38 protein-coding genes are annotated in these 25,912 nt (G+C 60.8%); 18 read left to right on the top strand and 20 right to left on the bottom strand.

From position 1 onward, the window contains the following. Positions 1-14 precede the first annotated feature (14 nt). The 3 genes from ASF41_RS12975 to ASF41_RS12965 are packed head-to-tail and all read left to right on the top strand — an operon-like array spanning position 15 to position 1,594. Positions 15-1,130: a hypothetical protein gene (locus ASF41_RS12975; RefSeq protein WP_056493769.1), complete on the top strand. Its 1,116-nt coding sequence runs from the start codon at positions 15-17 to the stop codon at positions 1,128-1,130. 3 nt (positions 1,131-1,133) lie between these two features. After that, the gene (locus tag ASF41_RS12970) at positions 1,134-1,418 is read left to right on the top strand and encodes a hypothetical protein (protein WP_244479644.1); all 285 of its coding nucleotides are present in this window, start codon (positions 1,134-1,136) and stop codon (positions 1,416-1,418) included. Continuing rightward, positions 1,415-1,594, top strand: coding sequence for a hypothetical protein (locus ASF41_RS12965; RefSeq protein ID WP_056493765.1), 180 nt, complete (start codon positions 1,415-1,417; stop codon positions 1,592-1,594). The genes ASF41_RS12970 and ASF41_RS12965 overlap by 4 nt, the downstream gene beginning before the upstream one ends. Before the next feature lie 319 nt (positions 1,595-1,913). Here the strand turns inward: ASF41_RS12965 and ASF41_RS12960 are convergent, their stop codons facing one another. Then, positions 1,914-2,219: a hypothetical protein gene (locus tag ASF41_RS12960; protein ID WP_156653284.1), complete on the bottom strand. Its 306-nt coding sequence runs from the start codon at positions 2,217-2,219 to the stop codon at positions 1,914-1,916. A gap of 75 nt (positions 2,220-2,294) precedes the next feature. Next, positions 2,295-2,942, bottom strand: a complete 648-nt coding sequence (locus ASF41_RS12955; RefSeq protein WP_056493760.1) for a ParA family protein — start codon at positions 2,940-2,942, stop codon at positions 2,295-2,297. 221 nt (positions 2,943-3,163) lie between these two features. On the opposite strand from ASF41_RS12955, the gene ASF41_RS12950 reads away from it, so the two are divergent. Then, positions 3,164-3,919 carry an integrase gene (locus tag ASF41_RS12950; protein WP_244479643.1) on the top strand — a complete coding sequence of 252 codons (756 nt, stop codon included), beginning with the start codon at positions 3,164-3,166 and terminating at the stop codon, positions 3,917-3,919. Positions 3,920-4,200: 281 nt separating this feature from the next. Here ASF41_RS12950 and ASF41_RS12945 read toward each other — a convergent pair whose 3' ends face one another. Further along, the gene (locus ASF41_RS12945; protein ID WP_056493757.1) at positions 4,201-5,523 is read right to left on the bottom strand and encodes a flagellin; all 1,323 of its coding nucleotides are present in this window, start codon (positions 5,521-5,523) and stop codon (positions 4,201-4,203) included. 185 nt (positions 5,524-5,708) lie between these two features. On the opposite strand from ASF41_RS12945, the gene ASF41_RS23795 reads away from it, so the two are divergent. Next, the gene (locus ASF41_RS23795) at positions 5,709-6,137 is read left to right on the top strand and encodes a flagellar biosynthesis repressor FlbT (protein ID WP_082504356.1); all 429 of its coding nucleotides are present in this window, start codon (positions 5,709-5,711) and stop codon (positions 6,135-6,137) included. A gap of 82 nt (positions 6,138-6,219) precedes the next feature. Beyond that, entirely contained in the window at positions 6,220-6,612 is a 393-nt protein-coding gene (locus ASF41_RS12940; RefSeq protein ID WP_056493754.1) for a flagellar biosynthesis repressor FlbT, read from the top strand. 607 nt (positions 6,613-7,219) lie between these two features. Here ASF41_RS12940 and ASF41_RS24855 read toward each other — a convergent pair. Next, positions 7,220-7,486: a hypothetical protein gene (locus ASF41_RS24855; RefSeq protein WP_210166984.1), complete on the bottom strand. Its 267-nt coding sequence runs from the start codon at positions 7,484-7,486 to the stop codon at positions 7,220-7,222. On the opposite strand from ASF41_RS24855, the gene ASF41_RS25785 reads away from it, so the two are divergent. Continuing rightward, a complete protein-coding gene (locus ASF41_RS25785) occupies positions 7,485-7,715 on the top strand; it encodes a hypothetical protein (protein WP_210166983.1) in 231 nt (76 codons plus the stop codon). The two genes, ASF41_RS24855 and ASF41_RS25785, sit on opposite strands and share 2 nt — an antisense overlap. Positions 7,716-7,927: 212 nt before the next feature. Here ASF41_RS25785 and ASF41_RS12930 read toward each other — a convergent pair whose 3' ends face one another. From ASF41_RS12930 to ASF41_RS23780, 6 genes are all read right to left on the bottom strand, one after another. Continuing rightward, positions 7,928-8,848 carry a flagellar motor protein MotB gene (locus ASF41_RS12930; protein WP_056493748.1) on the bottom strand — a complete coding sequence of 307 codons (921 nt, stop codon included), beginning with the start codon at positions 8,846-8,848 and terminating at the stop codon, positions 7,928-7,930. A gap of 28 nt (positions 8,849-8,876) precedes the next feature. Beyond that, on the bottom strand, positions 8,877-9,734 hold the full coding sequence (gene motA / locus ASF41_RS12925; RefSeq protein WP_056493745.1) for a flagellar motor stator protein MotA: 858 nt from the start codon (positions 9,732-9,734) through the stop codon (positions 8,877-8,879). An 823-nt stretch (positions 9,735-10,557) separates the two neighbouring features. Next, a complete protein-coding gene (locus tag ASF41_RS23790; RefSeq protein WP_082504354.1) occupies positions 10,558-11,190 on the bottom strand; it encodes a histidine phosphatase family protein in 633 nt (210 codons plus the stop codon). After that, positions 11,187-11,825 (bottom strand): acetyltransferase, encoded by a 639-nt coding sequence (locus tag ASF41_RS23785; protein WP_082504352.1) that lies wholly within the window; start codon positions 11,823-11,825, stop codon positions 11,187-11,189. Before ASF41_RS23785 ends, ASF41_RS23790 begins: the two co-directional genes overlap by 4 nt. 2 nt (positions 11,826-11,827) lie before the next feature. After that, on the bottom strand, positions 11,828-12,346 hold the full coding sequence (locus tag ASF41_RS24850; RefSeq protein WP_210166982.1) for a hypothetical protein: 519 nt from the start codon (positions 12,344-12,346) through the stop codon (positions 11,828-11,830). A 199-nt stretch (positions 12,347-12,545) separates the two neighbouring features. Further along, positions 12,546-13,013, bottom strand: coding sequence for an NUDIX hydrolase (locus ASF41_RS23780; RefSeq protein WP_082504350.1), 468 nt, complete (start codon positions 13,011-13,013; stop codon positions 12,546-12,548). Between the two features lie 65 nt (positions 13,014-13,078). On the opposite strand from ASF41_RS23780, the gene ASF41_RS24845 reads away from it, so the two are divergent. The 4 genes from ASF41_RS24845 (at position 13,079) to ASF41_RS12915 (ending at position 14,765) form a co-directional block, all read left to right on the top strand. Next, a complete protein-coding gene (locus ASF41_RS24845) occupies positions 13,079-13,300 on the top strand; it encodes a hypothetical protein (RefSeq protein WP_156653281.1) in 222 nt (73 codons plus the stop codon). Between the two features lie 14 nt (positions 13,301-13,314). Then, positions 13,315-13,923: a recombinase family protein gene (locus tag ASF41_RS12920; RefSeq protein ID WP_056493744.1), complete on the top strand. Its 609-nt coding sequence runs from the start codon at positions 13,315-13,317 to the stop codon at positions 13,921-13,923. After that, entirely contained in the window at positions 13,923-14,357 is a 435-nt protein-coding gene (locus ASF41_RS26105) for a hypothetical protein (RefSeq protein WP_082504348.1), read from the top strand. Before ASF41_RS12920 ends, ASF41_RS26105 begins: the two co-directional genes overlap by 1 nt. A gap of 147 nt (positions 14,358-14,504) precedes the next feature. Beyond that, positions 14,505-14,765, top strand: coding sequence for a hypothetical protein (locus tag ASF41_RS12915; protein ID WP_056493741.1), 261 nt, complete (start codon positions 14,505-14,507; stop codon positions 14,763-14,765). A gap of 713 nt (positions 14,766-15,478) precedes the next feature. On the opposite strand, the gene ASF41_RS12910 is transcribed toward ASF41_RS12915, so the two are convergent. Genes ASF41_RS12910 through ASF41_RS12895 form a run of 4 tightly spaced genes read right to left on the bottom strand, consistent with a single transcriptional unit; the run spans position 15,479 to position 16,622 of the window. Next, positions 15,479-15,736 (bottom strand): hypothetical protein, encoded by a 258-nt coding sequence (locus tag ASF41_RS12910; protein WP_056493737.1) that lies wholly within the window; start codon positions 15,734-15,736, stop codon positions 15,479-15,481. Continuing rightward, positions 15,733-15,948, bottom strand: coding sequence for a hypothetical protein (locus ASF41_RS12905; RefSeq protein WP_056493733.1), 216 nt, complete (start codon positions 15,946-15,948; stop codon positions 15,733-15,735). The genes ASF41_RS12910 and ASF41_RS12905 overlap by 4 nt, the downstream gene beginning before the upstream one ends. Further along, complete coding sequence (locus ASF41_RS12900) at positions 15,945-16,367, bottom strand: DUF5681 domain-containing protein (RefSeq protein WP_056493731.1); 423 nt, start codon at positions 16,365-16,367, stop codon at positions 15,945-15,947. The genes ASF41_RS12905 and ASF41_RS12900 overlap by 4 nt, the downstream gene beginning before the upstream one ends. Positions 16,368-16,376: 9 nt before the next feature. After that, positions 16,377-16,622: a hypothetical protein gene (locus tag ASF41_RS12895; RefSeq protein ID WP_056493729.1), complete on the bottom strand. Its 246-nt coding sequence runs from the start codon at positions 16,620-16,622 to the stop codon at positions 16,377-16,379. A 143-nt stretch (positions 16,623-16,765) separates the two neighbouring features. On the opposite strand from ASF41_RS12895, the gene ASF41_RS12890 reads away from it, so the two are divergent. Further along, positions 16,766-17,095 (top strand): GCG_CRPN prefix-to-repeats domain-containing protein, encoded by a 330-nt coding sequence (locus ASF41_RS12890; protein WP_056493726.1) that lies wholly within the window; start codon positions 16,766-16,768, stop codon positions 17,093-17,095. Between the two features lie 5 nt (positions 17,096-17,100). Here the strand turns inward: ASF41_RS12890 and ASF41_RS23770 are convergent, their stop codons facing one another. Then, a complete protein-coding gene (locus ASF41_RS23770) occupies positions 17,101-17,445 on the bottom strand; it encodes a hypothetical protein (protein ID WP_082504346.1) in 345 nt (114 codons plus the stop codon). A gap of 246 nt (positions 17,446-17,691) precedes the next feature. Between ASF41_RS23770 and ASF41_RS12885 the strand changes: the two genes are divergently transcribed. After that, complete coding sequence (locus ASF41_RS12885; protein WP_056493723.1) at positions 17,692-17,892, top strand: hypothetical protein; 201 nt, start codon at positions 17,692-17,694, stop codon at positions 17,890-17,892. A 485-nt stretch (positions 17,893-18,377) separates the two neighbouring features. Here the strand turns inward: ASF41_RS12885 and ASF41_RS12875 are convergent, their stop codons facing one another. The 3 genes from ASF41_RS12875 to ASF41_RS26620 are packed head-to-tail and all read right to left on the bottom strand — an operon-like array spanning position 18,378 to position 20,184. After that, complete coding sequence (locus ASF41_RS12875) at positions 18,378-19,661, bottom strand: helicase RepA family protein (RefSeq protein ID WP_056493718.1); 1,284 nt, start codon at positions 19,659-19,661, stop codon at positions 18,378-18,380. Further along, the gene (locus tag ASF41_RS12870; protein WP_056493715.1) at positions 19,658-19,954 is read right to left on the bottom strand and encodes a hypothetical protein; all 297 of its coding nucleotides are present in this window, start codon (positions 19,952-19,954) and stop codon (positions 19,658-19,660) included. The genes ASF41_RS12875 and ASF41_RS12870 overlap by 4 nt, the downstream gene beginning before the upstream one ends. After that, positions 19,951-20,184: a PC4/YdbC family ssDNA-binding protein gene (locus ASF41_RS26620; RefSeq protein ID WP_162242115.1), complete on the bottom strand. Its 234-nt coding sequence runs from the start codon at positions 20,182-20,184 to the stop codon at positions 19,951-19,953. The genes ASF41_RS12870 and ASF41_RS26620 overlap by 4 nt, the downstream gene beginning before the upstream one ends. A 209-nt stretch (positions 20,185-20,393) precedes the next feature. Here ASF41_RS26620 and ASF41_RS26465 point away from each other — a divergent pair, with 209 nt between their 5' ends. The 5 genes from ASF41_RS26465 to ASF41_RS12855 all read left to right on the top strand — a co-directional run bounded on the left by ASF41_RS26465 (position 20,394) and on the right by ASF41_RS12855 (position 23,351). Continuing rightward, positions 20,394-20,528 (top strand): hypothetical protein, encoded by a 135-nt coding sequence (locus tag ASF41_RS26465; RefSeq protein WP_280138147.1) that lies wholly within the window; start codon positions 20,394-20,396, stop codon positions 20,526-20,528. A 257-nt stretch (positions 20,529-20,785) separates the two neighbouring features. Further along, positions 20,786-21,484 (top strand): Arc family DNA-binding protein, encoded by a 699-nt coding sequence (locus ASF41_RS23760; RefSeq protein WP_082504342.1) that lies wholly within the window; start codon positions 20,786-20,788, stop codon positions 21,482-21,484. A gap of 159 nt (positions 21,485-21,643) precedes the next feature. Next, on the top strand, positions 21,644-21,856 hold the full coding sequence (locus ASF41_RS24835; RefSeq protein WP_156653279.1) for a hypothetical protein: 213 nt from the start codon (positions 21,644-21,646) through the stop codon (positions 21,854-21,856). Beyond that, positions 21,856-22,395, top strand: coding sequence for a hypothetical protein (locus ASF41_RS12860; RefSeq protein ID WP_056493710.1), 540 nt, complete (start codon positions 21,856-21,858; stop codon positions 22,393-22,395). Before ASF41_RS24835 ends, ASF41_RS12860 begins: the two co-directional genes overlap by 1 nt. Further along, positions 22,395-23,351 (top strand): hypothetical protein, encoded by a 957-nt coding sequence (locus tag ASF41_RS12855; protein ID WP_056493707.1) that lies wholly within the window; start codon positions 22,395-22,397, stop codon positions 23,349-23,351. Before ASF41_RS12860 ends, ASF41_RS12855 begins: the two co-directional genes overlap by 1 nt. Positions 23,352-24,049: 698 nt before the next feature. Here the strand turns inward: ASF41_RS12855 and ASF41_RS12850 are convergent. Together ASF41_RS12850 and ASF41_RS24830 are read right to left on the bottom strand one after the other, a co-directional pair. Continuing rightward, a complete protein-coding gene (locus ASF41_RS12850; RefSeq protein WP_056493702.1) occupies positions 24,050-24,784 on the bottom strand; it encodes a hypothetical protein in 735 nt (244 codons plus the stop codon). 1,018 nt (positions 24,785-25,802) lie between these two features. Then, positions 25,803-25,912, bottom strand: a 110-nt coding sequence (locus ASF41_RS24830) for a transposase domain-containing protein (protein ID WP_156653278.1), incomplete at its 5' end; no start/stop codon positions are given.

Here is a 25,912-nt window from a genome sequence, read left to right as displayed (position 1 = left end):
ACGGAACCCCTGACATGCGCAATCCCTTCGCCCGCCTCGCCACCCGCGACACCGCCCGCCCCTCGCTCCGCGACCGCGCTGCAGCTCTCAAGGCTTCGGCCTCCCGTGTGATCCGCCGCAAGCCGGTGGACGCCGCCCCGGTGCTGGCCGCTGAGCCGGTCGCCCCCGATGCTGTGTCGCCCGCGCTGGCGGCCCTGGTGAGCGAGTGGAGCGCCATGCTCGCCCATGAGAACGCCGAAGGCTCGGCAGGCCGTGACGTGTCGGCCGAGGGCTATCGCAAGCGGGTCGCCCTGCATCGTGCGATCCTGTCCCATCCCGCCCGGTCCCTAGCTGATCTTGCAGCCAAGGCCCCGATTTTCCGCGAGGAAGCAGACAACGAAGCGTCGCCCGCCGGTTCGGTCGAAACGCTGCCCTTCCTCGCCTGGCAATGCGTCCTACGCGATCTCTCGACCCTGACGGCTGCGCGCCCCGCCGTTGCCGCCGATCCGATCTTCGCGGCCATCGCTGAGACGCGGCGGCTGACCCAGGCGCGTGCCATCGCTGCCGATCTTCCGCAGCCGGAAGGGTCGATTGACCCGCTCCCCGAACAGAACGCGGCAACCGATGCGTTTTTCGCGCACGTCGATGGCGTGCTGCTCAAGACGGTGCCGACCACGGCGGCAGGCTGCGTGGCTTTGGCCCGGTTTGCTGTTGAGTTCCTAGCGGATGAGGGCTGGGTTCTGGATGAGCAAGACGGCAACGAGCACACCCGCATCCTCGACCTGATCGCCCGCAGTCCGATGCTGGATAAGGCGCCCACGGATCGCCCCTTTGCGCCGGACTTCTCGGGCATGTCGGCCAACGCCCTGATGCGCACCTATGCCGCCCTCAAGATGGCGTCCGACATCATGGGTCTAAGCACCTGGGCAGTGCAGGGTGAGATCGGCGGGAACCGTATCCTCGACGCCGAGAACGATCGCCTGTCGTTCTTTCAAAACGACATCACGGACGAGCTGGCCCGGCGCGGCCAGCCGGACAACAGGGGCGAGGCGGCCCGGCGGTGCGATGCCCTGATCGACCGCGCCCTTGCCTGCGGGGAATACGACGAGGTCGCGCGCCTCGCCTCAGAAGCCAACGCGAAGGGTCTCTGATCCGTGAGCAACGTCCACACCTTCGCCCCTCGTCGCCCGGCGGCTGCCCCTGTGGCGCTGCCGGCGCCCTCCCCGGCCGATATGCGTCGCCAGCTCGAGGATGCGGCGCAAGCCGCCCTCGACACGGCTGACCGGCTGATTGCCCTGCTCGACCGCCTCGACGGCGACAGCGACCGGGAGGACGGCGCCGACGCTGAACCGTCCCTCGGCGCTCCCGAGAACCACGCCTCGCAAATCGTCTGGCTGCGCGGCTCCTCCTCCGACACCGAACAGGACGCCGCTCGATGAAAACCCGGCTGACCATGCGCGCCGCTCTGGCGCTCGGCCTCCCCGCCGTCGCTCGTGGCCTGGGCCGCCTCAAGCGCGTCCGCTGCGCCCTCCTGCAGGATGCCGGGCACGAAGCCGGACGGGGCAACGTCATCACGGCAACCGTTCTGGTCGCCCTCGACATGGTGGCCGGTTGATGCGGGTCGTTCCTGCCATCCCTCAGGCGGTGCCCGTGCCGTCCCTGGTGGGCCTGGCCTGGATGGGCTTTGAACTCTGGCGGATGCGCCGGCTAACCGCCGGAATGGAACGGGCCAGAGCGCGCGGCGACCACGAGGCGGCCGACCGCTGGCTTGCACGGGCGGAACGCGCCCTCGCGGATCTCGACCGGGCGCAAGCTCGAGCACGCCCCAGGCGCCCACCGCGCCGGCCCCGATGATCTCCTGCAAGCCTGCAACCCGACAAGCCGCAAGCCCGGTCCTCCTGCTTTCAGGGGTGCCGGGCTTCCGCGTTGCCGGGCTATTTCTTCACCGGCTGCCGGCGCTCGACCACGGGCGGCTTGCGGTGCTTCGTCAGGACATCGTTGAACGCCTCGACCATGAGCGTTTCGAGAGGCACGTCGCGATCCTGGGCGAGCCGGGACATTTCCAGCCAACCGGCGCGGTTGACGCGAACCTGCATGGTCTTGAGATCGGAGGGGCCTGCGGCGGGCGGCTCGACTTCTGGGCGGCTCTGCTCGGCCTGGGGCGATGGCGCGGCCGGCTCGGGCGGGCGGGCCTTGCTCTCGACTAGGCCCATTAGGTTCGGACGCTTGGGTGCTGCCATGGTTCGCGGCTCTCAGGGTTGGCGGGATGACGGAATGCAGGCTTGCCGGGTGCTCCCAGATCCGGGGCGGTCCCTCTAAGCCTTGCGGGGGAAGGTACGGGCGAGCTCGGACACGGCCGACCACGCCGCCCCGATCTCGGCGGCGGCTCGGCTGTCGGGGTCGTACTCGTTGACGCTCTGACCGCTGATGAGGGCGTGCGACAGGCTCGCCCGCTGGGAGACCTGACCCGGCAGGACGGGCGCGCCCATGCCGACGAGCACGGCGCGGGCCTCGGCCACGATAGAGGTCTCTGCCTCTCGGGTGATGGGCGGGGCCGCGTTGATGATGCAGGCAATGGGGGCCTTGAGGCTGCGCGCCATCGCCAACGTCGCGGCGACCGCATCGAGGTCGAAAGGGCCGGGCCGGACAGGGACAACCGTTACGGTCGCGCGAGACATCATCGAGGCGGTAAGCGCCGCGTTGTGCGGCGGGCTGTCGATCACGGCCCACGCGATGCCATCGGCTCGGGCCGCGTCCAGGGTCTCCCCGATCGTGTTGCCATCTGCCTTGGCAAGGAGAGGCGTCGCGGCCTCTCGGCGCTTGTACCAGAACGAAAGCGAGCCCTGCGGATCTGCGTCGATCAAGAGCGTCCGGCCCTCGCGCTCGGCCAAGGCCCCGAAGTGAGCGGCGAGAGTGCTCTTGCCGCTGCCGCCCTTTTGCGTCGCGATCAGGATCACATGCATTGCGGCTTCCAGGGGGTGAGGGGGCGAGGCATCCCGGCATGATGCAGAGGCGGGATTAAGGGATTGCTGACGGCATGGGAACCGCAAGCGCGGAACAGCGGCCCTCCGCTTTGCAGGGATGCAGGCTTGCAGGTATTACGGATTTCAGTTGCGTCGCGTCTCGTTTCAACATAACTTGCGATAAGCGTCATTCTCGAAAGTTTTAGAGTTAGGTGGGGCCTATGAAAACGGTTGCCACGATAGACGACGCCGATGGTACTGGGCTGCCGGCCGAGACGGTGGCGATCGTTCGCGCTTTCCAGCGGGCGAGCAAGGCGGCCTCGACTGTCGCGGCCTATCGTTCCGACGCGGTGCTGTTCGGCGCTTGGTGCCAGCGGTACGGCTTCCGGTCCCTCCCGGCCTCCCCTGATGCGGTGGCGGCGTTCCTCGCCTCGGAGGCTGAGGCGGGCCGGGCGGCCTCGACCATCGGCCGGCGCTGCGCCGCGATCCGTCATGCGCACAAACTCGCTGGTGAGCCGGACCCGACCGATGATGAAGGCGTGCGGGCGACCGTGCGCGGCATCCGCCGGACGGTCGGCACGGCCCCGAACCAAAAGGCGGCCGCAACCGCTGAGGTGCTGGCCGCGATGCTGATGCGGACCCCTGACACCCTGACGGGCAAGCGCGACCGGGCCTTGCTGGCGCTGGGCTTCGCGGGGGCCTTCCGGCGCTCCGAGCTGGTCGCCCTCGACGTGGCGGATCTGCGCGAGGACCGCGACGGGCTGCGCGTGACTGTACGGCGTTCAAAGACCGATCAGGAGGGCAGGGGGGCCGAGAAAGCTATCCCCCATGGCCGCTTCATCCGGCCGGTTGCCCTGGTCTGTGAATGGCTCGACGCGGCAGGGATCTCCGATGGGCCTGTGTTCCGGCCGGTCTCGCGCTCGGGGAGGCTGCGTGTCGCGGGGAAGTCTGCGCGGCCTCCGCGCCTCACAACCTAGGCCGTCGCGGACGTGCTCAAACGTTACGCCGCCGCTGCCGGGCTCGATGCCTCGACTTTCAGAGCACATAGCTTGCGAGCCGGGTACATCACGACGGCGGCCGAACGCGGCGCCGATCATGGATCAGTCAGGACACCGTGACCCCCGAACTGTGGTTGGGTACATTCGGCGCGCAAACGCCTTTAAGGACCACTCGGGGAGCGGATTTCTGTAAGCGATAGCCCAAACGAAAACGGCCGAAGTTTCCCCCGGCCGCTCTCTAGTCGTTGAAGCTAGTCCGCTTAGCGGAGGAGCTGCAGGATACCCTGGTTCGCCTGGTTAGCGAGCGAGAGAGCCGAGATGCCCAGCGACTGACGGGTCGAGAGAGCGTTAGAGTTCGCAGCTTCCTCATTCAGGTCGGCACTGGTCAGGTTCGAAGCGCCGGTATTGAGGACGTCCGAAATCTGCTTGGTGAAATCCTGACGGGTCTGCACCGTGGCGAGGTTCGACCCAAGCGTCGAAGCAAAGGAGCTCAAAGTCGTGAGCGCATTTGTCAGCGCGTCAGCTGCCTTGGTGAGATCAGAGTTATTCTGAACGCTGAAATCACTATTTACTGACGCCGTAGCACTATCAACAAACTGACCAATTCCGAGGCTTGAGGACGAGATGGTCGATCCCTGAACATCAAGCTTGTTCTGCGAGGCACCAGTCTTTTCGTTGAAGACAATCGACAGCTTATCGCCACCGAGAAGGTTGGTACCGTTGAAGCCAGCGTCCTTAGCGAGCTGATCCAACTGGGTGCGCACGTCGTTAAACTGCGAGATCAGGCTGGAACGAGCCGCCGATGTGCCGCCACCAACCACGTCAGTGGTGTCGGCAGTACCAAACAGAGCCGTGTCTTGGGCTGTGGTTGCCGCAAAGACTCCTGTGTCATCCACGTTTCCAGCCGCCACGGTAACTGGATCTGAGCCGGTACCAGTGACGACAAGTTTACCAGAACTATCGAGATCTGCAGTCGCAACTCCTGATTTATTGATACCGTTGACGAGATCATTGACAGTAGCATTTGCACTAAGCTTGACGTCGTACGTCGAGCTACCAGCCTTAATGCGAATGCTGTTGCTTACTGCCGGCGGACCCGCATCAGTTGCATCCGTAAAGCCAAGGTTACCCGCCGACGAAGCAGTAGCAGTGCCTACGGCACCAAACAGGCTCTTGGCGAGAACGGTATCGCGCTGACTTTTACCAGTGAGAGCAGCCTCAGCCGTAGTTGCCAGAGACACGCTGCTGGTGATCTTGGGCAGATTGGTCGCAGCGTTAGTCTGCGCCTGCTTGACAGTGGACTGCAGTTGCTTGACCAGCGAAGTTACAGAGTCGATGCCCTTGGAAGCAGCCTGAATGGTCTGAATGCCGTTCGAAATACCGTCAAGCAGGCCGTTGAGGGCGGTCGAGCGATTGTTCAGAGCCGAAGCAGTAAAAAAGTTGGTCGGGTTGTCGAGGGCAGAATTGACCTTCTTACCCGTAGAAAGCCGGCCCTGGTTGGTAGCCGTCAGCGAAGCGGTATTCTGCAGCGAAAGCAGGTTTGAACGCGTGGCGGCGGAAAGGGTAACGTCGTAGGAAGACATGGGTTTGATCCTTTAGATCAATGGAGCCCTCTGGTTTCGAAGGCACGCCTACCCAAGCCTCGATTTTCCTACGTTCCTCTTAATATGATTTGTCAATTCATATCAGCTGCGAAATTTGCTTTGGTATAGTTCACAGAACTTTAATTTTTATGGCCTAGCCATTGAGGGCAGAACGGAGTTGATAAATGGCCCTGCGAGTGGACCTCAAACCGAATGAACGGATCATCGTGGGTGGGGTCTCGATCCGTAACGGAGACCGAAGGGCTGCATTGACTTTCGAAACACAAGCAAAATTTCTTAGAGAAAAAGACATCATAGTCGAAAGCGAAGCGAGAACAACTTGTGAAAAGTTATACGTTCTGCTAGAGGCGATTTATTTAACGGATAATCCAGCCGAACTGGAAAATGAGTTTGTTGCGCAGGCAAACGTTCTCATGACGGCCGCCCCAAGTATGACTCTTTATCTTGCAGACATATTCGATAAATTTTCGCGCGGCGAGTATTACGCCTCGCTTAAGTGCGGCCAGGAACTGATCAAGTACGAGCGGCAGCTGCTTGACCTTATCCCGTCCGAGAGCGCTCTTAGAACCAATACTTCACCTAAGTCTAATTAAGAAAAAACCTTCGCACTCTTAATTCACGTGAGCACTCACGTAAAATGATATGAAGAATAGCCAACTCAGAAGGAGTTGAAAAATGGCATTAAAGCTGACGATTAGACCGGGTGAGACAGTTTACATTAATGGCGCTGAGATCTGTAACGCAGGCTCGGGCGCAAGTTTGGTTCTGAAAAACCACTGCCGCATCCTACGCGAAAGCGAGATGATCCGCGAAAGCGACGCGATTTCACCCTGTTCCAAGATGGTCTTTGCGCTTCAGCAGATCGTTCTGAAAGAGAACCCGTTTGAAGAGCTAAACGAGCTTTCTCGGTTGGCCGTCCAGATCTTGCAGGCCACGCCAAGCGCAGCTCCGCAAATCTTGGAGATCCAGCAGCTCCTCAGCGAGAAGAAGACGCACGTCGCATTTAAGAAGGGCAAGGCCCTAATGGTTGTTGAGGCTGAATGCCGCCGCGAAGCTAAGGCGGAGTGAACGATCTCGGAGACTTGGGTGAAGCGCGTTTTAAACCCTATCGCGGACTTCAGTGTAATCGTCACTCTCCCCGAGCCTCAATCTAAGGCTTGCCCCTAACGTATGGGATTGCGTTTGGCTAAGCGATGCATCCCGCGCCCCGATGCCTCCCGCAGCGAGGTCCTGACCTTGACCTCCTCGATCCGGGACTTTCGAGGTGCCTGATTTGACTGGTGACTGTTCCGGACCTGCTGCATCAACTTGCGCGCCCGGACCTCGTGCAGCGACGCGAGGCTAATGAAGAGTTGGCGCTCGACAGGATTTCGCGCCTGCGCCGAGCACTCCTTCAAGGACACGGCGTACCTGAGATGTCCCAATAACCGTTCGAGCATGCCGACACCCCACATCCGCGCCCATCGTAGGCCACGCGCGTGGCCATGTCGTAAACAGCCGTCCGGCCAAGCTCGTTCGCATCCGGACGGCCGACGTCGTGGCATACGAGACCGGCCATACGGTAAAGCTGCGGGTAAGGGATTAGCGCTACCCGCCAGCGATCCGCTGAGAGGCGTGCTGCAGCGCGGTTTCTGAGGTTAGTCAGATCGCCTTGGCTTCACGGGGGCACTCAGCCTCAAAGAGCATCAGACCCTTTCCGTTCTTGAACGCGACGTGCGTCTTCTTCTCGCTCAGAAGCTGCCAGATCACAACTGCGTGCGAAAGTCGTCACGTCTTGCAACTGCGCGCCTGGGCCGCCAAGCGTAAGATTTCCGGCTCGAAATCCTACGTAGGAATGATGGCCGCGCCGCAAAGCCAGATCTCGTTTGGAATTCCAATAGAAAACATTTTTAAGTAATTCTTTTAACGAATATAGAACAGGGGCGGGGTAGAAGATTTGCATGCTCTTCAACCCGTATATTGCTATGTTTTCGATTGGCGGATTTATTGCCTTTGCAATCAAGCCATCGCCATCGTGGGAAACCATTGCGATCGGGCTGCTCTGTGTTGTGGCTTGCGGGGTGGCGAAGCTGTTGTGGAAGCCCCCGCCTCCACCCAAGAAGAGCCTGCAGGATGCTACCGTAAAAGGCCAGCTGACCCTGAACGGGTCGCCCTCATCCGGAGACCTGTAGTCGGGCACAGTACTAAGCACCCCGCATGCGGCGCTACTCGCAAACGTTCCGAACCAATCCTGAAGCTGGCAGAGATCCTCGGGACCGTTTTTCCGGCAATAGAATTTTCGGCTTACTGTCCTAGCAGATTGAAGGCGGCCTGTTCCTCCACCGTTCCGCCTCTCTAGGACTATCAAAAAATGATTGGATCAAGGCGCCGAGGCGCCTTGTCGTCAACGAAACGGGTTGGGGGGCGCCGCCGGGCTCGCATTGAGCAGAGTGATCGTCACCCGACGGTTCGGCGCGATGTAAGGATTGTCGGCGAAAACCGGCTCGGTGTCGGCGCGTCCCACTACGGAAGTGAAGTTGTAGTCAGGAACTCCGGCACCCGCCAGGATCGCGCGCACGGCGAGCGCACGCCCGGTGGTGAGGCTCCAAGGCTCGCCGGCTCGCGCCGAACCCGGGCGCGTGGCAGACGTATGGCCGGCTATAGATAGGCTGTTGGGCAGCCGGCGCATGGCGGGCGCGAGTGCCTCTAGCACGCGACGGGTGTGCTCGTAGGGGTCGACGGAGCCCTCGCGGAACATGGAGCGGCCGTCCTGGTCCACGATAGAAACGTTCACGCCCTCGTTGGTAGGCTCAATCACGATGTTGCGCGACAGTTCAGCAATATCGGGCATCTTCTGGAGCGCCTGCCGCAGGCTAGCAGCGGCGCTGGAGTTGGCCTGCTCGCTGACTGCCGGACGGCTGACTTCAGGATCACTGGGCCTAGTCGGGCGCGTTCTGTCCTTCTGCTCGGCAGAGCCCCTGGCAGCGTCGCGCGGCGAGGACGCCTTATCGCCTGAAGTGCCTGCGGAGCCATGTGCTGCGTCGCGCGGCGTGGCCACCTTGTTGCCGGAGGTGTCTAGAGCGGTGCCGTACAGCATTCCACCAGCGCCACTGGATTGAGTGCTCAAAGCCGCCGGCGCGAAGTATTCGGCTAGACCGACCTTCTGCTCCTCCGTAGTCATGCTGATCAGCCACATCAGCAGAAAGAACGCCATCATGGCGGTCACGAAGTCCGCATAGGCGATCTTCCAGGCCCCGCCATGGTGTGCATGACGGGCCTTCTTGACCCTTTTGATAACGATGAGCGGCTGGAGTTCTGTGGACATCGAGTACCTGCTCGAGGTTGCCTTAAATCTAGGCGGGCAGAGCGGCAGTTGCCGTTTCTACTTCGTTGAAGGTCGGGCGGACGTCGCTCATCAAGATTTTCCGAGCAAATTCTACCGCCATCACCGGCGGCTGGCCGCTGATGTGGGCGATGAGACCAGCCTTAAGTGAAGCGTAGTATTTGGACTCGGCCTTAAGGAGGCTCTTGAGCGACTGCGCCATTGGCCCAAAAAAGCCATACGCGACGAACACGCCAAAGAAGGTGCCTACGAGCGCACCGCCGATCAAATGCCCCAGCACCTCCGGCGGCTCTTTGATCGCTCCCATCGTCTTGATCACGCCGAGCACGGCGGCGACGATGCCGAGCGCCGGTGTTCCGTCGGCGAGCGCTTGCATGGACGAAACGACGTCCTCCTGCTCCTCGTGGTGCGTTTCCAACTCCTGGTCCATGAGAGCTTCGATCTCAAAGGGGTTGTTCGCGCCCAGCATCGCCATACGCATGTAATCGCAGACAAATTCGACTGCGTGGTCGTTCGCTGCAAAGGTCGGGAAGGCGTTAAACAACGTCGACTCGCTCGGATTTTCAATGTGAGGCTCGAGCGCCATCATGCCCTTTTGCTTCACAAGCTTATACAATGAGTATTGCATCCCCAGCAGTTCGACATAGCATTGCTGTCTATATTTGGGGCCCTTTACGATCGTGCCCAACATGGCCGGCACGGCTCTGAGCACCGGCCCAGTGTTGCCGATAACGAAGGCACCGATTGCTGCACCGAGGATGATGACAAATTCGAACGGCTGCCAAAGGACTTCGAGGTGGCCACCCATCGCCGCGTAGCTGCCGAAGACGCAGGCGAAGACGATTATTGCACCGATGCCAAGCCGCATGATTTGTCACTCTTGCGCGGCGGCATGTACAGCCCACGCGAAGCCACTGCTGATGCAACAAATCAATGATTAAGATTAACAGCGAGTTTAGAGCCGTGGTCGGAGGATCATCGCATGTTTGGTCCCGGAACTTGGTGGAGGGGCCTTGAACTGAAGCGGCGGACCTCAGCGGACCAGACCTTATAGATGGCCATGCAGGGTCTTCAGACGGTGGCCTGCCTTAACGCTGAACCGGTGGATCCAAGCCGGATTGCGTCGTCTGCTATGTGGTTTCACCTGCCGCATGAGCGTCGAGACCGGATACGATCAGAGTAAGTGCGGTTATAACGCGTCGTATGGCATTGATCATCAAAGCCTCCCGGAAATCCAGTACCGTCCTGGCGCTGACTGACATATTATATTGCAATGCCAACCGAGTAAATGATCTGCTCTGAATATAAAAGATCTGATTGACGGAAATCTGTTCCTTTATTTGACGTTTGGAGTGAAAAATGAATAGGCGAGAAATCGCGGCGGTCCTCGGCGGGATGCTCGCCTTTATTTTATGGGTAGCCCCTGGCATGCTAATCCTGACGGCCGCGATACGCGACGAGCCGCCAGGTCTAATCACGGCCGGGATCGCCGCCCTTGCCTGTTTCGGATGCGCCTGCTTCGGGGCCAATAGGGCGTGGGACCTATACCAAGCGGCACGAAACCCTAAATCTTGATTCTCGGGAAATGGGTCGTTTCCCCTACATAAAAAGCAGCCGTAAGCCATGAATTGAATAGCTTGGAAACGCGGCCAGCGGCAATAACTGATATTTCTAAGCCTGTGCCTTGGAAACTATAATACTACCCGATATTTATTGACCTGATTAAGCAACCAATCTTTGTGCGCAGATGAGAAATCGAGTACTAGCACTGCCGCATTGTCGTACTCGCGTACGACATAGCCTTCTCCTGGTGCGGGGCCGCGCATCTGATGCATGTTTTCAAATAAGATCATTATTGAAGTGGTAGCAACTATCAAATCTTCTTTCTTGATTTGCATCACATTGAGTACATAGCGAAGACCTCGAATGAAGAATTTCGTAGGATCTTCCATTCCTTCTATCTTCACTGCGGAAAGCTCGATCTCTCCCTTGCGCCAAAGATCCATTGAGGCGCTTGATGCCGGATATAACTGCCTAGCTTCACTTATCGGAATACCAGTTAGCACGCCAAGATTGATCGAGCATAACTCATCCCGTTGTTCAACCGGCAGACCAAGCCGGGTGGCGATGATTTCGCCGGTTTCGCGAGCTTGGATCGGGGGACAAACACCAACAGCGCCGGCCAAGATATTTGCTTCAGCAAAATATTGAGCTAAATCACGCGCTTGCTCAATCCCACGGTTGGTCAGTGAGTTTCCCATACCGCCTGGGATACCTATCAAGTTCTTCCCGCACTCAGCATGGCGAGCAACGTAAAGCCTCATTCGATATCCCGCTCCCGTGCAGGCGTGCCGACAGCCGTAGCCTCTGTTGCAACATCTTCTCGAGCGAAGGAGAGGGCGCCTAGTGTGCTCCACCGACCTAGACTGATTTGCTGAGCAATGGCTGCACCCATACCCACGTACGCGCCCGTACCAAGAGTTGACTCAGAGCCAATATTTACTCCCGGGCAAAGTGTCACAAAATCTTCGATGCACGTCCCTGCCCCGATACTCACGTTTGCATTTAATACACAGGCCACTCCAATTACTACGCCTGGCCCGAAAGCGCATCCGGGGAACACAATACAACCAACTCCGAGCTGCACATGTCCTAAGAAAGATGCCATAGGATGAACTATAGTCTGATATTTTATATCAGGAACTTTTTGCTGTAGACGTGCGTGTACACCCTGTCGTGTGCGGGGGTCGCCAATAGCAATAACTACCCCGAGATCGTCAAATCTTTTCTGCAATAGCTCTATCTGATCAACTCCGCCTAAACAAGGTACGCCTTCTACAAGTGTCCCAATTTTAACAACGTCGTCGACTACTCCAATCACTTCGAAGGTTGCTTGCGCCGCGGCAATTTGGACAACACTCCTGCCTAAAGAGGATGCGCCGACCACGATCAACTTCATGTTTAGCACCGAATTTTTTCAACACTAATGACGGACTTTCTGGTCACTTCATGATTGTTAAATTCGAATTTCATCAAGGCATAAAAGTCTCCTGAAAGAAACGGCTTAAACTGGCTAGCTAAATTTTCGTCCGTAAGGATAGCTTTAACTATCTGCTGCGTCCCGTGCCCGTGCAAGCCGAACGCCACCAGCACGGGCTTAGACGTAATGTCAGCGGGGTCGAGCTTTTGAAGTCGAATAACGAGACCGTAATCACGCTCCACGAGCTGGTTGATGTCGTAGGAGGCGGAAAATTTTGCCCCCTCAAATTCGAAACACTTCTCATCAATAAGAAATTTGACTGGTAGTCTCTGTCCAAGCCGTATTAGTACATACTCAGAAACACCGTTTGCTAGTGGCCCCCCAAGGGAAATAAAACAACCTTTCGCTAATTCGACTACATTTGCCTGAGATCGCGCTTTAATCTCAACCTCTTTCCCAAGCGAATTAAGGACACTTCTAACATCTGAATAAGCATGCACGTCGGTGAGACTAACTTTCCTTGGGCTCCTAGGTGACTTTCCTTCTTTGTCGGTGAGGACGACCGACAACGCACCTCGACCTTTCAATAAGGGAGCCCAGAAACGTCTCTGCCCCTTAATTCTATATCGAGCAATCGCCCATCTAGTAGCAAAGCCTAGTAGGTACGAAACAAAATTTACAATAATTCCTAGTAATAGTTCAATCACTTGTCGCCCCGATCTTGGTATCTAATGCCTTTGCCAAGACGGCCGCCACGGTCGGAGCATGCGTAATGCTGCCTTCATGCACCATCCGTAATGCATCAGCTGGCGGCAAGTAGTGTACCTTAAATTCGGCAGCGAAGTTGGGACTTGGCTCACTTGCGTCTGCAGAGAAGATATGGGTCCGGTGCAAAGTCGTTGATAGATCAAGATCCAGAGTGAGAATAAACCGGCACCCAGTTGGCTTGAGTCCGGTTTCTTCCTCGAACTCGCGAATAGCAGTTGCAGCGGGCTTTTCGTTAGGTAGGACCACGCCTCCTGGAATCTCTAGAGTATATTCTGCCCGAGGCTTTCGAAATTGCTCGACCAATACGAGAGATCCCAGCTGGTTGGTCGCAAGCAAGCAGGCGGACTCTGGAAAGATGTAGATAGTTCCTTTGTCAACGAAAACACTGTCGCAATCCATCGTCTCCTCCCAAGGCTCACGGCTGGCACACGGCTCTATGCTCCACCGCTCCAAATAGACTTTACGTGATCCTGTTCGTTTTAATCCGCGCCTATTTGGAATGGAACTTCCAGCAGATAAGAATACGAGCGACCGATGATAAGACAAATATTCCTATCATGTCATGGTCGCGAAAAAACGACCGTTTTCCCGTCACCCTTGCTGGGCCTGAGCTAAGCATCCTCAAACCGCCCAATCTCTGTCGGGAAAATATGACCGGATTTCTATTGCAGATTAAACGCGCCTGAACCACTATCCCGACATGCTCGTCGGATATGCCCGCGTCTCCACCCTCGACCAGAACCTCGACCTGCAGCGTGATGCGCTGACCAAAGCTGGGTGCGAACGCCTGTTCGAGGAAAAGAAGTCCGGCAAGGCTGGGACCAAGCGTCCGGAGTTCGAGGCGGCCCTCGCCTACCTACGGCCCACCGACGTGCTCGTCGTCTGGAAACTCGACCGACTCGGCCGCTCGCTCGTCGAGATGATGCGTACGATCGACTCCCTTCGGGTGAAGGAGGTTCACTTCCGCTCCCTCACCGAGCAGTTCGACAGCGACACGGCCCACGGGCGCTTTGCCCTGCAGATGCACGGCGCCATGGCCGAGTACTTCCTCGACCTCAACCGCGAGCGCACTATGGAGGGGCTGAAGGCCGCCCTGGCGCGAGGACGAAAAGGGGGACGGCCCAAGAAGCTTACGCCAGCCGATATCGAGGTGGGGCGCGCCCTGCTGCACTCGGGCACCATTTCGATCGCGGCAATCGCCAAGCGTCTCGGGGTCAGCCGGGACACCTTCTACAGCTACTTCCCCCAGGCACGCACCCGCAGCCAAGCAGACGTAGCCGCTGCGGCGACCCGGCAGGCCTCCTCCTGATGCCGATCCGGCGCGAGCACCGCTTCTTCTATCCGATCGATTGGCCGCAGCTCTCGGCTGTGATCCGCTTCGAGCGGGCCAAGGGGCGGTGTGAGGTCTGCGCCCGTCCGCACGGACAGCGCGTCTTCCATCTTGGCGATGGCCGCTGGTGGGACGGAGAGGAGGGTTCGTGGCGGGACGGAGCCGGGCGCTTCATTTGCCTGGAGATCGGGGCCGATGACGTCCTTGGGCAAGTCAGAACCACACGTGTGGTTCTGGCGACAGGGCACCGCGATCATGACACGGCGAACAACGCCTCGAGGAACCTCGCAGCCTTCTGCCAACGCTGCCACATGAACCATGATCGGCCGGAACATCAGCGCCGACGCTGGTATACCTTGTTCAAACGCAGAGCTTTAGGCGATCTTTTCCGCGGCCCGTACCAGAGTAGCTGAGACTGGTTTTGCAGCGCCTGACTTTAATCCGGCTCAGCGCGTGTCCCCTGGCACGTCAAGAATGAGATAGGCTCCCCATATTAGTTTCATACAGAGAGAAACGAGCCAGACATTTGGTTCGTACTGTGAAGGAGCTAATAAGCCTTAATGAAGACCCGTATCGCCGCCCTCGCCACCGCCCTTGTCCTTGGCGTTGCTCCGATCTCGTCCGCCATGGCCTATGACAGCCCCTCCCGCTACACCTTGTTCGCGCCCTACGATGTCGAGACCACGGGTTCGGTCAACGATATGCGGCGTCCCCCGGCCTATCTCGGTTGCCCGATGAGCTCAGCCGCCGAGGGCAACGCCAACCAGCAGAACTTCCCCACCCAGCAGTATGGTCAGACCTCGGGCGGAAACCGCTGCTGATCGGAGGGCCCCCCGGATGCTGCTGAAAGGCTTCTCCTACGCGATGATCGCTGCCTTCGCGGGTGGCCTCGTCTTCACGATCGTCGGCTCGGCCAACGCTTTCCTGAGCCTGTAAGGGCCTAGCCTTACGGATATGCCTCTGAGACCCGCCCAGCCCCTGGCTGCGGCGGGTCTTTTGCGACGTTTGAGGGTGTCGCTGTGCGGTATGCTTCGCGTGACGGTTAACGGCTCGTAAACGAATTGGTAGGCATCTCGAATTCAGCGGCTCTGGTGCACCCAAGCCACACTTCGAAAGGGCCTAAGAAATGATCACGGTGACCTTCCTCGGCATGATGACCGCAGCCCTGACCGCGGCAGTGGCCGGAGCGATCAGCGACCCCAGCGCCCGATAATTAGCCAACCTCTCAGGCTCTGAAATCCTGACGGTCCAGCCAAAGACGCGCGTCCAACTACTTATGTGACCGCCCCGCTACGGCAGATATTTCTTACGCATTCGGGCAGTCGGGGCCCTCACATCGGCATAGTTGGTCGATCAGAAAGAGGCCGCACGCCTCCCCTGGTCCCGTCCGATGTCACGCACCCGCTCTGTCTTACGCCAGCACCGCGAGGTCGCCGCCGTGGTTGCCACCTACGGGATGTTCCTGGGCGGCATCCTGATGCTCGCCTGGGCAATGGCCTGATCTGCGACTGCAGGCAGGAGAACGTCTTAGCTCCTAATGGATCGGCTCGCTGCGTAGATGAGCCGTCTCCGCCTCCCACTCCTCGACCGTCAGCTGTTCGGAGGGGATGACAACGCAGCCCCACTGAAGCTTGGCGCGGCCGTCAGCGACCCACCGGCGCCAATTGAGCTTGGCGTCGGCTGCTTCCTCGTCAGTGAGGCTACGGAAGGCGACAAGGCCTTTCGGGGCCCCGACATGCTGCTTAGCCTCGATGCGCTCGATGCGTTTGAGCAGGCTGGCGATGGTCGTCATAGGCAGTTCCTTGGTTCGGGATCGACAATGCGCCAGGAGATGAGAGGCCAGCCTGGCTTGTAGGTGCCGGCAGCCTCAAGGGCGGCGAGCTGCTGGGCCTCGTCCTCATCGTTCTCGGTGATGATGACCGTCGCGTGAGGGGCGGGCGCCTGGTGGCTCACTGTGCGCTCTACCTTGCGCAGGCGGGCATCGAGGGACGCATAGGTTGTCATCGGGCGGCCTGCTGTTCGATCCGCAAAAGGCGCTCGTTCATGTCGGTCGCCTGGATGGCTTGAATGTGGGTCGCGACCAGCTTCGAAAGATCGGCGGCCTCGCCCGGGGTAATCTCGCCATCCGCGACGGCTTGCAGAACGGCGTCGGTCGCAAGCGACAGGTCGGCTGCAGTCTTGATCGGCGGCAATGCGAAGGTGATGGGGCGATCCTTCCGGGGAGGTGCGAGCCGATCCATGCACATGCGGATGGCTTGCGTGTCGCCGTCTAAAGCAAGCTCGATCACCTTGCGTGTGATGGCTTCAGCCTCGCCATCGAGGATCGCATCGAGGGCCTGCATCGCCTTGCTGCGTGAGCCCTTGGGCCGACCGGCGGGGTTGCCGCTCTGCCCAGGCTGAAAGCCGGGTTTTTTCGTGGTCATGGCTCGTCCCTACTCCTTCGCCATCATAAGCGAAGCGCTGTTTTGATCAGCGTTCAAACAATGTCCGTCCGCAGGAAAAGCTTCAAGCATCAGCCCCTTGGCGCTTTCCGCAAAAGCAGCCAGGGCCTCGGCGGCGACCCTCTTGCGAAAGGCCCCCGCATCCTCGGCCGTCTCGATGGTGATGGCGACGATCTGGGCCGCGTTGATGGCTGCCTTGATGCCAGCGTTGTAGGCGGCGCGTTCCGTCTGGGTCATGCGTAGGGCCTCCGGATGATGCCTCCAGGACTGCCTGAACGAAGCGGCCACGCTTCTGTCAGCCTCGGTTCAGCAGCTGGAGCGCAGCCTTTGGTTTCTCCGATCGCCCAAGGCTGAGATCGGACGCCAACAAGGTTCAGGTCATGATGCGCGTGAAGGTGCTGGGAATAGCTGCTGTGCTGGCTGCCGGGCTCGGCCTGGCGACGTCGGCTAAGGCCGCCGACCTCTCGTTCGGCCCCTTCGAACAAGGCCGCGGTGATGCTGTGGTCGAGTTCGTCGCCGGAGGCTGCGGCCCTGGCTTCCATCCCAATCCATGGGGCCGCTGCCGTCCGAATGACCGCGGCTACGGCTATGGGGGCTACGGTGGACCGCGCCGCTTCTACGAGGGACGGCCCTACGGCTACGGAGATGGCTACGGCCGCCGCGGTGGCTACGAGTACGACCGCCCGCGGCGGTTCTACGACGGCTACTGAGAGCGTCACGGCTGGCCCGCTTCAGACCGCCAGCCGTTCAAGCCTGCCCATGCTTTGTCGATGACACGCTCGCGCCGCTGCGCATGAGCGGCATCAGCGTCCATGACAAAGCGCAGAGCTGCCTCCATGGCCTCTCGTCCGCCGGCTGCCGCCTCCTCGCCTTTGCGGCGGATGGCGGCCTGATACGCCTTCACGGCGGGGCCGGCGGATGACTGGCCTTCAACCACGACGACGAGAGCGAGGAGCGAGGGCCCGATTGAGCTGACGGCTTCCAGTGAAGAGGGCTCCTCTATCGCCTCTGACTGGTTCGAAGGATCGGCGAGGTGTCCGGTAGTACGAGGACGGATCATGCTGGCTCCTCAGGCTGTACGGGATAGGCGAACGAAGGACGTAGAGATCTGGCGCCTATGGACAGACGCCAGGCGGTTGAGTGCCACGCCGGCGGGCTTCAAGGCGTCCGGATCGGTCTTGGCTTGAGCTGAGGCGCGGCCGACAGTCGCCCAGCCTGCAACTCTAGGAACGGCGTTTAGGAATTCGGGTTTGCTTCCCCACCAGCAGGGCGCGGAGATCGCGCTCAGCGAGCAGTAGGAGCGACAATGTCGAACAAGCATCCGAAGACAGACGTGCCAACCGATGCCGACCTGAAGGGCAATCCAGGTATCGGACAGTCCAAGGGCATGACCGGCCACGACATCGAAGACATCGAAGCGGCCTCGACTGTCGAAGGTGATACCGCCAACGAAACAAAGCTCGACGGTGGGATTGACCCGGACCACCAGGGCCGCACGAACAAGTAAAAAAAGTGCTCGTTGGCTGTCATCGCATACCCCGGACGATATTGCTGACAGCCAACTTGCTCCTCATGCTGCGAGCAGACCTCTCGGATGCAGCCAGCCGGGCGTAACTCGCCCAGACCTGGCGCTTGTCGATCGGGGCCATCGCGTTGAGGGCGCGGGCGGCCTCGGGCAGGGCAGCCGGGTCACGATCGGCGGCGTAAAGGAGGCGGGTCGCGGTATCGCCGCGCGGGCCGGTCGTCAGGTGGACTACGGCGCGCAGACAGCGGCACCGGGTGATACGCTCGGGCGGGTCTAGATCCGGGGTGAACGGTCCCCACCTGTCGGCAGTCGGGATCATTGTGGTTCCTCACTTCCACACCCCCTCAGATCACCCCTGACGTTCCACACCACACCCCACACCCCATAAGGGGTGTGGTGGTGGTGGTGTGTTTCCACGGCTGCCACGCCATTCCACACCTGGTTTTGGTGGGTGTGGTGGATGCCCATCAGACCCGCTCTCCAACGACGATCAGGGTGATGTCGCGGCCTGCTCGAGTGTCGCGGCCTGGCTTGGTCTTCAGAGTGCCATTCCGCTTCCAGAGTGTGAGCAACCGGGTGATCTGGCCACGTGCGCCCTTATCGGCAGGGTCGAGGCCTAGAACCTCTGCAACGGCCTTCCCTGCCCAGATTTTGGACTGCGAGTTGTCGGCCCAGGTCCCGCCATCGATAGCCTCCTGGACCTTCCGCAGGTCCCCGGGGCTCAGGGCATCGGACAGCGCAGGCAGGGACCATTCGGTCACGACGCCAACCCAGTCACCGGGCGCATCCGCGGTCTCGTTGCCAAGCTCCACGCTGACCAGATGATGCCAGGCAGCACCGTCGCTCGGCGGCTGCATGTTCGCCTTACCGTCGTCCACCCTGAAGTAGCGACGGCGGTGCTCAGTCTCGATGCCGGCTTGTGAGGCCTCCTCGGGAGACATGCCGTTCAGGACGCGGGCAGATCGAACCGCACCGATCATCGCTGATCCACCGCGGGCGTCCTCGACCGAATAGGCTGCCTGGCCGTTGCTCGCTTTCCTGACGTGATGGACGAGCTCCACGCCGCAGTTGGCAGCTTCAGCGATACCAGCCCACGCCTTCGTCACGCGGTCGACAGCGCCGTTGTCGTTCTCAGGCACGTCATGGCAGGAGACAAAGGGATCGATGATGATCAGATCGATCTGTCTTTCGCGGATCTCTGCGATCAGAGCATCAATGAGGGGCTGAGCGATCATGATTGCGTCCCGCTGGCGGATTGCGATCCTGATAGGGGTCTCGCGCCCGCTATCGATGAACAGTCGGCCGCCGATCTCCTCGGCCGTGATCCCGTAGTGCAGGCAGGCGGCCATAAGGCGCCGTTCCACCTCCTCGCGTGGGTCTTCCCCGTTCCAGTACCAGATGCGCAAAGGCTCCTTCACCGGTGCGCCCAGCAGGTTACGGCCGGTCGCCATCGCCAAGGCTTCAACAAGCTCAAGGCTGCTCTTGCCGAGCCCTCCTGGAGCGATCGTTGCCGTGGCGTAGCGCCGAATGAAGTGCCGTCCGTAGAGCCAGCGGCGAGGTGGGATCGTTCGTGGGTCACGGTAGACGAACGGGGTCGCCATGATGCGAGGCAGTGCATCAGCCTGCCGCTCGGCGGCAAACCGCTCGAAGGCGACGACCTCGTCGTCGTCTCGTCCAGGACTGAACGAACCACGAGATCGGGATTGCGCCCGCTCCAGCGCTTGCAGGTTCGCGTTGATCGACGCCGTCATGCAATCGCCCTTCCATGGGGTTGCTGCTGGCGCCAACGATGGTCTCGGCGCTCTCGATCGCGGGCCTTCTCCTCCTCAATCAGCACGAGGAGGCTGAGGCCGTAGTTCAGGTGAAGCGCATGGAGGCGGAGGGACCGGACCAGAGCAAAGTCGTCCCCGGTCTCGATGCCAATCATGGCCGCCTCAATGCGAAGGCGCATGAGGTGCAGCGCGTCGTACAGCTCGGCCCGCACCTTGTTGGTGCTGCCGTAGGGAGCCGCCATGACGTGCTCCAAGGTGGTCGGGGCGCTCATCGTCCCTCCCGATCGCATTCGATGGCCTGAAGGCCGGCGATCAGTTCGCGAAGCCGCTGACGGGAGATGCAGACGCCGTTTCGGGTCGGTAGGGGTTCGCCCCCGGCGTGACGCCGGGGTGCGAATGTTCTGATGTCCACGAAAGCGGCGCCACCGTGCTCAGCAAGGCGAACCCGGATCTCCTCCGAGTTGCCCTTGCGGATGCTGGCGAAGGTGCGGGGTTCAGCCATGCGAGCGGCCTCCCCAACCTTCGGGGATGGCATAGGCATGGGTTGCGAGCGCGGCAGCGATGGCCGGGCTCAACCCATAGCGCCGAGCAAGGTGGCGCATCTGGATTTCGTGTGGTTCAGGTGCTATCTGGAAGGTGTCAGCCTGCGAAGCGACACCATTTCCAGAGCCCCTGCCGTTTGCCCCGGCGGGGGTTCTGTTATTTTGGGCCATGCTGTTACGCGGCCTCCTGGCTTTGGATGCCGAGCAGCTTTGCCGCTTCATGATGGGGGATCAGGATATTTCTCCCGATCCGCACAACCTTGATGTCACCGCGCTCGATCGCGTGCCGCAGAGAGGTCAATGACAGGCCAGCGAACTTGGCCAGCGGTCCCGGTCTCACGTTCATTCCAGCATCGATACGGCTGCGAACATCCGCTGCCGGTCTATCGCTTGGGCGAGGCATGATCAGATCCCTTGTTCGTCTCTCTTTCAGAGAGATCATCGCGCTTGTTTAACGAGCGCTAACAACCTAAGGAGCACATATTCCCTGTTGCATGCCAAGGCGCTCCGCGATAGTTGTTGAGCAAGCGCTAGAAGCGCCGTGTATCGCTAGGAGCGCCAATGTCTCGGCAAAGCCCTCAGGGGCAGGGCAAAAACTCGTCGATTGGGTTCCGCACAACGCCAGAGATGCGCGAGCGCTTAGACAAAGCGGCCGGCGCAAACGGTCGATCTCTTGCGCAGGAAATTGAAAATCGGCTTGAGCAATCGTTTGTAGGCGCGCCCAATATCTTTGCTGAGGCGGAAGCTGCTTACCTGTCTGAAAATAGACACGCCGCAGAATTAATCTCTGCTGTTGGCTGTGCGCTCAAGACTGTAGACGCTTTGTCGAAGCGACGCGGCTTCTCCGAAATAGAACACCGTGAAGCGCTACAAGCCGCCTTCGATGTCGTGAAGTACGCCTACCTCTGGACCGGCGAAGACGCACCAGATGATGGAACCTCAGAGATCCCGGCTGGCACTCGGCGCGCAGATTACCCGCCTCGCCCTCTCGGCCATGCAGCTGCCGCGGACCGCATCAACTACAACACCGCTTGGCATGACGAGCTGATCCCCGGCGACACCTTCGAGGGTCGCATCCTTGACCATTGGTCCGGCTCTGGCTCGGTGATCGTCACCGGCCCATCGCATAGCGAAGTTGAGGCCGACAGATCTGCTACGCTGAAGGTAGCGCAGGCCGCCTTAGAGAGGGGCGAAGTCGAGTTCGTGTCGTCCGATCAGCGCAGCCAGACGCCGTTGAAGGACATTTTCGACGGTCGCTAAGCAATGGCATCTCTGCGACAAGTTGACACGAAAATCTGACCAGAAAGCTCTAGAAGAGCGCAAAGTCTCAGACGTGCGCACCCTCAAAAATAGCTGTATTACAACGTATCGGATTGGTGTTTTCTCTCTTGAGTGCTTCGACACTTGGGAGCTTGAACCGTGAACACGTCCCTTGATGGCGTTCTGATATTCCGCCTCCCCGGCGATGTGCGTGCGGCCCTCGACAAGGCTGCAGCATCGGCCGGCGAGAAGCGATCCGCTTTCGCCCGCCGCGTCCTCGTCGCGGGCCTCGCCTCGATCCGCTCGCGGCCCTCCTCCGATCCTGACGGCGGCCCGTCACCTTCGGCCCCCTCGATGCAGGCGGCGGCGTGATGGAGTGTACCCCGTCTCAGGTTGAGATCGCTGCCCGCGTTGTTGAGGTCTGGGGGGCCTCCGAGGACGGCAAGGCGATCGTCAGCTTCGCTCCACCTGACCTGTCGTCGGTTCAGGCCTACTGCATAGAGATCCTGGGCTCCGTCATCCGTGAGGATGCGCGTTGGATATCGCTCGTGTCGCCGGATCGCTCCCACTGCCTGATCTGCGTGCTCCATGCGTTCAGCTCGACCGGGGACGCCGAGCTGATCCCGGTAGGGGCCCTTGGTCAGCTTCGGCGTGAGATGCGCAGGTGCCTCGCCTGGTGGGCCTTCAACGTCATCGGCCTGCGGCGGGTCACGGTTCGCATCCGTGGGCGGGATCGACGCCTGCAGGAGTTTGCCCGACGCCTCGGCCTTCGCCATGAGGGCACGCAGCGCGCATTCTACAGCCCCGACGAGGATTGCAGCCTCTGGGGCATCACCCACGACGAAGCGCGGCTCCTCCTCAAGCGGGAGCCTGCCGCCGCTCCTGCGCCCTCCAACGCACAGGTGCACTGATGGCGATCCTCGATAGCTTAACGGGGGCGGCGTCGCGATCCGCCTACAACAAGAACAAGCAGGCCATTGGCGCGACGCAGTCCTTGAGCGGAGACGCGCTTACGCAGGGGTATGCTGGAGCCCAACGGCTCCTTGGCACGGGAGACGGCTCGGCCGGTAACGCGCTTAGCGCCCTAGGCTCCGGATACGATCAGTCGCGCAACGATCTGACAGGCCAGTATGGCCAGACACAGGGCTTCCTCGGCCAGATCGGGGATCTGTACGGCGGCCTGACCCAGAGCGGCCAGCAGGCGACCGATGCGCGATCCGACGCTTTGGGCCTCAACGGCGCCGAGGGCAGTACCCGCGCAAAGGCCGCGTTCGAGGGCTCTCTCGGATATGGTGCCGGGCTCAACACCGGGTTGGAGGCGGTGATGCGCTCGGCCTCTGCGCGGGGCAACCTCGCCGGCGGCAACACCTCCCAGGATCTTTTCAACTACGGCGCCGACTACCAGAACCGGCAATCGGGCTCGTACATCGACCGCCTGACCCAGGCGGGCCAGAACTACGGCACTGGCGTAGCAGGGCAGGCGTCAGGCCTTGGGCTCCAGGGTGCGGCGTCTCAGGGGCTCGGTTCGGGCTTGTCGAGCCTGGCGCAGACTTTCGGGCAGAACAACGCCAACATCTACGGCACGGCCTCGGGCCAGCAGGCGCAGTTCGGCCAGGGCGTCGCCGGCATCCAGCAGACGGCCGGCAACGCCCTGATGGAGAACAACAACAACTTGGCCCAGAGCCAAAACGCAGCGAGCGCGAACTCCATCGGCGGCCTCATGGGCCTCGCATCGATGTTCGCAAAGCCTGCGGGTACGGCGGTCAGTGCGTTGTCGGGATCTCCAACAGGCGGGGCCAACGTCTCCCCCTATGCTAACAACCCTCTGCTGAGTGCCGCCAACAAGTTCGCCAGTCTCTTCCGCTAGCTGGGTCTCGAGCGGAGGATCGTACCAGTGCGTGGGCGGCGCAACGGCGCATTCCCGGGACGACCTCGTAGAAGCTCTCCGATGCACTCGGCGCAATGCACGGGAGGAGGCCAGACTTGGCCCCTCTCTGTCAGGCCGAAGAGGCGTTCTTGGCCCCCTCGCTCGCCCTATCCGGTCCGACGCAGCTTCGGGGCGGTCTTTCGGGGCTCGGCAGGAGACGTGTACCGAGGGGTAGGGACTTCCCCTGCCAGCCCGGAAAGGGTGTCTGCGTGGGGTAGGGGGATCGCCGTAGAACCAGCGACAGCCTTTTCATTTTCGGCCCCCCGTTAGTACTACGAACTCCTAACGCTAGTGAGCGATCGGGAAGGGCTTTGCCTAACGTAAGTGGTCATAGTCCTAACGCTTGTGGAGCAACCCCTAACGGTAGGGCGACTGCACACTTGCGTTAGGGGTTGGCCTACGGTCGTTAGGACCTGGCCCCCTTCTGTTAGGCCCCTGCTTCGAGGCCGTTAATCCGGCAACTCGCCATGCTGTCGCGACGACGTTCCGGCAACTCGCCGGCCCCTCTTACCCCTGGTTGGGTCCGACCCAGGATGCGCGCGAGAGGATTTATCCGTTGTTTGTTCTATAGGCCGGCCGGATGCCCCCGACGCATAGCTGCGCCGATCCTGCCTGCCTGAAAGGGTTCGGGGATCGCGCTACCGATGGGCAAAACTCTGCCGCCCCGGCAGCTTCTCGGCCGGTTCCGCTGGCAGCGTTGTCCCCAGAGTTACCACCCTATCCGTGGGATGCTTCGCTTTGCATCCTATGGCTTTCGGCTGCGGGTCGGTCGCATCCAACCTCAAGCGGGCGGGCTGTTGCCGGGCGCCGCGGCGGACCCAGGCTTGCCACTCGCGGCTGATGATGCGGACGAGGTTGGGCGAGTTCTTGCGGCCCTCGTGCCGGCGCTCCTCGATCGTCAACAGCCCGTCGCCCTCGGCTAGGCGCAGCGCAGCTTGGGCCAAACGCCGGCAGACACCCGCCCGGGCCGCGATGGCGTCGATGCAGAGGCCACACACGCCCTTGGCGGCGATCTCGTCCCCGACGATGCGCAGGACGGCTCGCTGCCCTTCCGTGAAGCGTGCGGCGAGCTGAGGCGGCAAGGGGCCCGAACAGGCCAGCAGGCGACGCCTTTCCAGGGATGCCGCGCGGTCGGGGCTTCGGACGCTCCTGCGCGGCGGGAACAGGCTTGTGCGGCCTGCCGGAATGCCAACCGGCCGAATGCCCTCTCGGACCGCGCTACGGCGCCCGTGGAGCCGTTCGGCAAGGATCTGGGCCTCGTGGTCGCCCAAGGCGCCCGAGCCATGCCCCTGCCAAAGCTGACGGGATAGCTCATCCATCTGCGCGAGCGTTCGCGCGCCTTCGATCGCGGCCTGCATGGCGGCGTGAAACATCGGTCCCGGTCCCTGCTCGGGCCGCGGCAAAGCAGGGGGATCGGCAATAGCCGTCCCTTTCAAAAGGCAAAGCGCCATCCTCTCGGGGAACGACCCCGATTGACACCTGACTGGTGTTATGATGTCTGGGGGGCAGCACAGCGGTCCCCGGACCTCATCGATTTCGACGGCCTCACCCTTGCCGGGGTGGGGCCGTTGGCGTTTTGGGCTTAGGTCTTTCTCGCGGCGCTAATCCCTGATGGTTGTCGGCTCACGACTCGTCTCGAAGGGCGAGCGCAGCCAGACATGCCATGTCGCGTGGCGGGCATGGTTAAGTCAACGGTAGGGATCTGAGATGGGGCGCAGGGTGAGAGGTGGAGCGGTCTGGATGCTCTCGGTGCTACTCGGTTCTGCCGGCGGCGGTCTGATCCACTCCGCGTTCTCAGGCTATTCGCAGGAGCCCGTAGGGATGTTCCTGGGACTTGTGTGCGCCCTGCTTGGAGCCGCGATCTACTGGCACGTTCTCCGGGTGCCCCAGGCCCCCAGTCGCTAGCCCCTATGCCGTCCGCGGATGACGCCACGGGATCGGCAGTACAGGCCGGAAACAGGGAGCCCGGTACTATTTAAAAGGCGATTATATACTTCGCGCACCACCCAACCAGATGCGGTAAAGCGCATTGATCTGGATCAGTGCGAAGCCAATTTCTCAGATCACTCTTGAACCGCTGTCCCTCCCGACAGCCGCGACCGCCAGTGCCTGGCCCTCTCCTAACGGGTGCTGACGGTCGCGTTACGGAAGCGTCTAAGAGGGAGGTTCAGCAATGGCACATGCCGGACAACAGTCCCCTGAAGCTGATACTGAGAGACTGAGAAGCCGCTACACGTGCTTTTTCTTAACTTACAATGGGCACTGGTCTAATGCCCATTTCATATTTGCCCTCGACGATGTGGAAGCACTCAGCATCGCGATAATAATGGCAGATGATAGGAAATTTGAGTTGTGGGAAGGCTTCCGGTTCATCCACTGTAAGCGCTGTTTTCAGGCCACGGCTTTGAGGGCTGGCATGGCCTGGTAGGCCCATGGCAGCAGGTCGTCGAGACGGCTCTGTGGGTGGCCCTCGACGATGCGGGTGATGACGTCGGTGAGAT

Source organism: Methylobacterium sp. Leaf111, from assembly GCF_001423285.1.
Lineage (GTDB): Bacteria > Pseudomonadota > Alphaproteobacteria > Rhizobiales > Beijerinckiaceae > Methylobacterium.
This window is presented reverse-complemented; position numbering and strand designations above follow the sequence as displayed.